Origin of the sequence: Acidaminococcus sp. HCP3S3_H5, from assembly GCF_052122235.1 — a bacterium.
Lineage (GTDB): Bacteria > Bacillota > Negativicutes > Acidaminococcales > Acidaminococcaceae > Acidaminococcus.
This window is the reverse complement of record NZ_JBQKCS010000011.1, coordinates 1-6,748: the sequence shown is the minus strand read 5'-3', so window position 1 is coordinate 6,748 and position 6,748 is coordinate 1. Positions and strand designations below refer to the sequence as shown.

Below are 6,748 nucleotides of genomic sequence, written 5' to 3'. Positions count from 1 at the left end.
CCCCCCACCTCGCGACGCTCACCGAGCCGATGCGTGCCGCCGGGATCGACTTCGCCGCGCTCGGCGGTGCGTCATGACCCGCCGCATCGTGCTCGACATCATCGTGCCCGTCATCGTCATCCTCGCGCCCGTGGTCTGCGCCGGACTGCGGATCGGGACGGAAGTGCTGCCCACCGATCAGGGACATTGACATGCCTACCACCATCACCCGACCCGGCATCTATGACGGCATCCCCGACGCCGACTACCACGCCGACCCCATCCCCGACGGCTCGCTGTCCGTTAGCCGCGCCAAGGCGCTCCTCGAAGAAGGTGGCCCGGCGAGATTCCGGCACCACGAGCTGCACGGTAGACCCCGCACAGCGGCACTCGACCTCGGTAGCGCCGTCCATGCCCTCATTCTTGGCGAGGGCAAGCGCGTGGTCGAGGTGGCCGCCGAGTCGTGGCGCACCAAGGCTGCCCGTGAGGTGCGCGACGCTGCCCACGCATCTGGACAGGTGGCACTGCTGCCCGCCGAGATGCGCCTCGCAGAGGACATGGCGGGCGTCGTATACCGCCACCCCGCCGCTGTCGAGACCCTCGCAGGCGAGCGCGAGCAGTCGATGTTTGCCCGCATTGACGGACTATGGCTACGTGGCCGGGCAGATGTCATGAATCCGGGGTGGACCGCTGACTACAAGACCGCCCGCGACGCCTCAGAGCGCGGTTTCCTGGCCGCTGCCCACCGATTCCGCTACTACCTACAGGCCGCATGGTATCGCCGCCTCCGCCGAGAGTTGACCGGCGATTTGCTGCCGTTTCGCATCGTCGCCCAGGAGAAGACGGCACCCTACCTCGTCAGCGTGTGGGAGGTTGATCCCTCCTATCTGGCGCTCGGCGAAGGTGAGATGGCGCAGGCGATCACGCTCTACCGCCAGTGTGTCGAGACCGGCAGGTGGCCCGGATACAGCCACGACATCAGGCCCCTCATCCCGCCCACATGGGCATACGACGACGACATCACAGAGGAGTGACGAGATGGACATTGACGACACGATCGCGCCGAAGAGCGACCAGCTCAACGCGGAGGACCTGCTGACCGGCCCGCGCACGTTCACCGTCGACCGAGTGCAGGTGCCCGGCGGCGAGCAGCCCGTGAACATCCACCTGCGCGAGATGCCAGGACGGCCCTACCGCCCAAGCAAAACAATGCGTCGTGTCCTCATCGCAGCGTGGGGCACGAAATCATCGGCCTACGCGGGCCGCTCGCTCACCCTGTACCGCGACCCCGACGTGCAGTTCGGCGGCGAGCGGGTCGGCGGCATCAAGATCAGCCACCTGTCTGACATCGCCCAGCCGTTGCGCCTCGCGCTGACAGAGAAGCGCGGGAAGCGGGCCGCGTACCTGGTCGAGCCGTTGCGACTCGCAAAGCCTGCGCCGACCGTGGATGTGTCAGCGATCACCGACCGCGACGAACTGCGCGCCCTGTGGCAGGACGCCGACGAGGCCACGCGTGCCGCGATCCAGAGTCGCGTCGCCGAACTGCCCGACGAGGGCCTGATCGTGCCGGAGGGCGAGTCGTGACCGGCGTCACGACCAGCATCAGTCCGTGGGGTCATATCCAGCGCACCATCGTCGGTGACACCGGAGCCGTCGAGATATGGGGGGATGAGGTGGGCGGCGGGCGCGGCGCCGTGCCGTGCGAGGTCGTCATCCACCAGTGGGGCGCCCCCGAGGTCGAGCGTCGGTATGAGGAGTGGACGCTGTGCCACGAGCGCAGATGCACATCCCACCGCTACTACGACTATCGGAGGGGTTGGGCGCGTGTGGATGCCGACCTGCGGGCGCTGGCCGCAGCATGGCTCCATCCCCGGCACAGGACCCGCATCTGGAGAGACGCGCCCGCTCATTGGATGTGGCGCTGCAATTGCGGACGAATCGGAAGGTGGCAGTCCACATTTGGCGAGGCCCTGTCGGCGTCTGAGCGTCACCGGCACGACATGGCCGACCTCTCCACCGACGACAGCCTGCGGCGCTACCTCGCCTCCACGCGACGCACCCAGGTCGCGGCATGACACCCACCCTGATCGCTCCCGGGGCGGGTGACGACCGCCGAGCCCCCGCCCCGGCAGCCTGCTCCGCCCTCCACATCCTCACCGGCGCGATGGGACTAGACGACCACCGCCAACCCATCACCCCACGACACCTGTACCGACACGGCCGCTGCACCCACTGCGGCCAGAGAGAGGACCAATCATGAGCACCAACACCATCACCATCTGCGGCAACCTGACGGACGCGCCCGAGGTCCGCTTCACTCAGGCCGGGGCCGCCGTCGCCACCATGACGGTCGCCCACAATCACCGCCGCTACGTCAAGCAGACCGGCGAATGGATCGACGGCGACACCACATTCCTGCGCTGCACCGTCTGGCGCGACATGGCCGAGCACGCCGCCGACACCCTCCGCAAGGGCATGCGGGTCATCGTGACCGGTGAGCTCCAGTCGCGCACCTACGAGGACAAGGAGGGTCAGCGCCGCACCACCTTCGAGCTGTCCGTGGACGACATCGGACCCTCGCTGCGCACCCAGACCGCCATCGTCAACCGCAGCCAACGCGGGCAGGCGACGCAGGTACCGCAGCCCCAGGATGACCCGTGGGCGAGCCAGACCGGAGAGGCACCATTCTGATGCTCACCGCCGTTGACTTTTTCTGCGCCGACGAGCAGACCGAGATTCTGACCGTTCACGGTTGGCGACTGCATGACGAGGTTGAGGTCGGTGACTTGGTCGCCAGTCTGAATGTCGAAACCGGCATCGCTGGGTTTGCCCCCGTCGAGCAGGTTCACCGATTCGACGCGACCGACGAGCGCATGCTCAGAATCCACGGGAAAGGCATCTCGGCGCTCGTTACGGCCGACCACCGGTGGCCCACCTGGGAGCGTAATAGGCGCGGCGGCAGCGCCACGATGCGGTGGCGCACAACCAGGGACCTCACGTCGGAGTCCATGGTCAAGCGCTCAGCCCCGTTCAACCTGCCGAAAGCCTCCGGTGTCCGCAACGAACTGGTGGAGTTGGTCGGATGGGCATGGACCGAGGGTAACTTCCGCGCCCATGGACGGCTACACATCTATCAGTCGCGTAGCCACAACCCGGACAACTGCCGGCGGATCACTGCGGCACTCACCGCCCTATATGGGCCCCCAGGACGCCGCACCGATGGCCGCGCCTACTGGACGGTGAGCGACTGGGGAGACCAGCGCTGCTGGAGGCTGAACCGCGCTGCCGCCGCGCCAGTTGCGGGTGCACTCGTCAACAAGGCCCCTGCTCACGAGTGGATGCTATGCCTCACACAGGCGCAACTCGACCTTCTTATCGAGGTCTCGATGCTGGCGGACGGGACTCGTCGCGTTCGTGACCTGACCCATGAGGCGACTCTGACCCAAGGTGACCCGGATCGGTGCGATGCGTTCCAGTTCGCCGCCATCCTGGCCGGGCACTCCACGTCAGTGCGCACGTGGCACCAGCGGTATCGCGGGACCGAAGTGCCAATGTGGACGGTAGCCCTCATGGGCCGCGACACCGCGAAACCCCTGCGCCAGAACCGGGTGGAGTGGGTCGACCACACGGGCGTCGTTTGGTGCCCCACAGTCGAGCACGGGACGTGGCTGTGTCGTCGCGACGGAATGGTTCACTGGACCGGCAACTGCGGGATGGGTGGCAGCTCCACCGGCCTCCGCAGCGCCGGATACGACATTAAGCTCGCCGCCAACCACTGGCAGCGAGCGATCGAAACCCACTCCGCCAACCACCCCGACACTGAGCACTTGTGCGCCGACATCTCCGCGATCGACCTGCGCTACCTGCCACGCACCGACGTTCTGTGGGCAAGCCCCATCTGCACCGAGGTATCACCGGCCGGTGGACACCGCAAACGGACGCGACAACTCGACCTGTTCGAGGAACACGGCCACGTCCCCACCGAGGCGTTCGAGCGGACCCGCGTCACATTCTGGGAGGTGATCCGCGCCGCCGAACTCTTCCGCTACCCGCTCGTCATGATCGAGAATGTCGTGGAGGCAGCCCAGTGGGAGTTGTTCGATACATGGCTGGCGGGCATGACCACCCTCGGCTACACCGCCCAGTTCGTCTCCGTCTCCGCAGCTCACATCGGCTCCGACACCAACCCGCACGCGCCGCAGTGGCGAGACCGTATGTACATCGTCTTCAACCGCAAGGGCGTGCCCGCCCCCGACGTGCGGCCGCGACCGCTGGCCTGGTGCGAGAAGTGCGGCACGGACGTGGCAGCCATGCAGTGGTGGAAGCGGCCCGGACGCCACATCGGCAAGTACGACCGCCAGTACATCTACGTCTGCCCCGAGGGCGATCACGGCAGGGTCGAGCCCTACGTCAGGCCCGCCGCATCCGCGATCGACTGGACCGACGTCGGCACGAGGATCGGCGACCGCACCCGACCGCTGGCAGCGTCCACGATGCGCCGAGTCGAGACCGGCCTGGAGATGCTGCTACGCGGCGACTTCGACCGCGACTTTGTGATGAGCGTCAACAACGGCGGGAGCTGTGGACGGCACTTCGGCCCAGCATCCCGACCACTCCCAACCCAGCTCGGCGTCGTGTCCTACCTCATGGGCGGCGCAGGTGACCAGAAGGGCACCAGCGTGCATGCACCGATGCGCACCCAGCGGGCCAGCGGCGCCGACCTCCTCGTCACGCTCCGCAGGCACGCCAAACCATCCAGCACGAGCGACCCACTGGCAACCTTCACAGGCGCTGGCTTCCACCACGGACTCGTTATCCCCTTCCGGCGCGGCTCTCGACCCTACCCCGCCGTCGCCGACCCGCTATCCACGATGGCGACACGAGACCAGCACGGCGTCCTGACGCCGGCGATCAACGTCGAGGACTGCTACTTCCGCATGCTGAAGCCACGGGAGGCAGCCAACGCCCAAGCCTTCCCGAGGCACTACATCATCCACGGCAATCAGGGTGAACAGCAGATGCAGGCCGGGAACGCCGTGGCCGTCAACGTGGCCCACTGGCTGGGTCTCTGTGGCGCACAAGCGCTGGGGGCAGCGGCATGACCACCGCCACCTACGAGTTCGAGCTGCCCCGCGCACTCATCGTGACCGCCAATGACCGCAAACACTGGGCGCGGCAGGCCAGCCTCGTGCGCAACCTCCGCCAGATGGCGGCTGTCACGCAGGGCCACGACCCGCACCAGATGCAGCGCGCCCACCTGACCGTGCACGTCGCCTACCCCGACCGCAGGCGGCGAGACGCCCACAACCTCAACCCGACCATCAAGGCGCTCGTGGATGGTCTCGTGAGCGGCTGCGGCTGGCGTCCGCACGGCTGGGTGCCGCTCCTGCCCGACGACGACGACACCCACCTCATCGGCCCCGACTGGCGACCGCAGGCCGAGCGGTGCAAACCGGGGCACGTCCGGCTGACGCTCATCTTCCAGGAGGTGGACGGATGAAACCCCCCATGCCCCGGGTCGCTGACGGCCCCGACTTTGTCGTGCGCAGAGACGACAACATCGACAGAGAGGACGAGACGCCATGCCAGTGACGAAGCGCACCCGATTCGAGGTACTGCGACGCGATGGCTACCAGTGCCGATACTGCCACCGTAAGGACAATGAACTAACCGTCGATCACGTCACCCCTACCAGCCTCGGGGGCGCAGACACCCCAGAGAACCTGGTCGCCTGCTGCATGGACTGCAACGCCGGGAAGGCCTCCAGTCACCCGGACACACCCCTCGTCGCCGACGTGAGTGAGGACGCGAAACGGTGGGCTGAGGCCCGCAAGATCGCAGCCCAGCGCGTCTCTGAACGGCGCGACAGATGGTCCAAACAGTGCCAGAAGTTTCGCAAAACGTGGCGAGTTTGGGACGAAGATTGCACGTTTCTGCCCGCCGATTGGAAGCAAAGTGTGGTGCGTTGGCTCGATAACGGAGTGCCTTACGACCGTATAGCTGAGGCGCACAGCATCGCAATCGAAGCCTACGGCGTCCCAAGTCGCACAGTCTTCCGCTACATGGCGGGCGTCATCAAGAACATCGTGAAGGAAATCGAGGCCGAAACTGCCGCGATCCTGAGAGCGGGCGACGATGGCTAGAGAGTTCGCACGCTACCTCGTCTCGACCCACCGCGACCCAGATTGGGCCACGCTGACCACCACCCAACACGACTGTTACATGGCGCTCCTGTCCAGCCCAGACCTGTCATGGGCCGGGGTTGTCCCCTACTTCCCAGCCAGGTATGCAGGCAACGCCGCCGACCTGACACCCCGCAAGGTTGCCAAAGCGTGGGACTCGCTCGCAGACGCAAACCTGCTAGTCATCGACCATTCAACCGGTGAAATCCTCGTGCGCTCATTCCTGAGGCACGACAAGGTGTTGACGAAACCCAACGTGACGAAAGCATTCTGCCGCGCCCTCGACCGCATCGCCTCGACCGCTATCCGCGACCAGATCACCGCCGAGGTGGCACGCATCTGGAGCGAGGAGGGTGACGCGCTCGCCTCCAGTTGGGACGTCATCGCTGACCTGTTGCCACACATGTCCGAGCAGATCGGGATCACGCCATGACCACAAAACCATTCCCGAAACCATTCCCCGAACCGTTCAGGAAACCATTCCCGAAACCGTTCAGCGAATCATTGCCGAAACCCTTCGGCAAACCCATCCCCAACTACCTACAAACCTACAAACCTTCAAACCGCCCGCGCAGCGCGAGTAACGC

At 66.2% G+C, this 6,748-nt stretch carries 9 protein-coding genes; 8 read left to right on the top strand and 1 reads right to left on the bottom strand.

What is annotated here, in order from left to right; translation table 11 throughout:
• The coding region (locus ACTQY5_RS10820; protein WP_441369199.1) for a hypothetical protein at positions 1 to 187 on the bottom strand (187 nt) is incomplete at its 3' end.
• Positions 188 to 191: 4 nt separating this feature from the next.
• On the opposite strand from ACTQY5_RS10820, the gene ACTQY5_RS10815 reads away from it, so the two are divergent.
• From ACTQY5_RS10815 to ACTQY5_RS10780, 8 genes are all read left to right on the top strand, one after another.
• The gene (locus ACTQY5_RS10815) at positions 192 to 1,013 is read left to right on the top strand and encodes a PD-(D/E)XK nuclease-like domain-containing protein (RefSeq protein ID WP_441042353.1); all 822 of its coding nucleotides are present in this window, start codon (positions 192 to 194) and stop codon (positions 1,011 to 1,013) included.
• A gap of 4 nt (positions 1,014 to 1,017) precedes the next feature.
• Positions 1,018 to 1,563 carry a hypothetical protein gene (locus ACTQY5_RS10810; RefSeq protein WP_441042355.1) on the top strand — a complete coding sequence of 182 codons (546 nt, stop codon included), beginning with the start codon at positions 1,018 to 1,020 and terminating at the stop codon, positions 1,561 to 1,563.
• Positions 1,560 to 2,054 (top strand): hypothetical protein, encoded by a 495-nt coding sequence (locus ACTQY5_RS10805; protein ID WP_441369198.1) that lies wholly within the window; start codon positions 1,560 to 1,562, stop codon positions 2,052 to 2,054. Before ACTQY5_RS10810 ends, ACTQY5_RS10805 begins: the two co-directional genes overlap by 4 nt.
• A 181-nt stretch (positions 2,055 to 2,235) precedes the next feature.
• Entirely contained in the window at positions 2,236 to 2,670 is a 435-nt protein-coding gene (gene ssb, locus ACTQY5_RS10800; protein ID WP_441369197.1) for a single-stranded DNA-binding protein, read from the top strand.
• Positions 2,670 to 5,081: a DNA cytosine methyltransferase gene (locus ACTQY5_RS10795; RefSeq protein WP_441369196.1), complete on the top strand. Its 2,412-nt coding sequence runs from the start codon at positions 2,670 to 2,672 to the stop codon at positions 5,079 to 5,081. The genes ssb and ACTQY5_RS10795 overlap by 1 nt, the downstream gene beginning before the upstream one ends.
• Positions 5,078 to 5,479, top strand: coding sequence for a hypothetical protein (locus ACTQY5_RS10790; RefSeq protein ID WP_315888634.1), 402 nt, complete (start codon positions 5,078 to 5,080; stop codon positions 5,477 to 5,479). The genes ACTQY5_RS10795 and ACTQY5_RS10790 overlap by 4 nt, the downstream gene beginning before the upstream one ends.
• An 82-nt stretch (positions 5,480 to 5,561) precedes the next feature.
• Complete coding sequence (locus ACTQY5_RS10785) at positions 5,562 to 6,122, top strand: HNH endonuclease (RefSeq protein WP_343091532.1); 561 nt, start codon at positions 5,562 to 5,564, stop codon at positions 6,120 to 6,122.
• Positions 6,115 to 6,594, top strand: a complete 480-nt coding sequence (locus tag ACTQY5_RS10780; RefSeq protein ID WP_441042290.1) for a hypothetical protein — start codon at positions 6,115 to 6,117, stop codon at positions 6,592 to 6,594. The genes ACTQY5_RS10785 and ACTQY5_RS10780 overlap by 8 nt, the downstream gene beginning before the upstream one ends.
• Positions 6,595 to 6,748 lie beyond the last annotated feature (154 nt).

Coding starts and splice junctions, on each gene's coding strand:
- ACTQY5_RS10815 (WP_441042353.1), top strand. CDS start 192: ATGCCTACCACCATCACCCGACCCGGCATCTATGACGGCATCCCCGAC.
- ACTQY5_RS10810 (WP_441042355.1), top strand. CDS start 1,018: ATGGACATTGACGACACGATCGCGCCGAAGAGCGACCAGCTCAACGCG.
- ssb (WP_441369197.1), top strand. CDS start 2,236: ATGAGCACCAACACCATCACCATCTGCGGCAACCTGACGGACGCGCCC.
- ACTQY5_RS10795 (WP_441369196.1), top strand. CDS start 2,670: ATGCTCACCGCCGTTGACTTTTTCTGCGCCGACGAGCAGACCGAGATT.
- ACTQY5_RS10790 (WP_315888634.1), top strand. CDS start 5,078: ATGACCACCGCCACCTACGAGTTCGAGCTGCCCCGCGCACTCATCGTG.
- ACTQY5_RS10785 (WP_343091532.1), top strand. CDS start 5,562: ATGCCAGTGACGAAGCGCACCCGATTCGAGGTACTGCGACGCGATGGC.
- ACTQY5_RS10780 (WP_441042290.1), top strand. CDS start 6,115: ATGGCTAGAGAGTTCGCACGCTACCTCGTCTCGACCCACCGCGACCCA.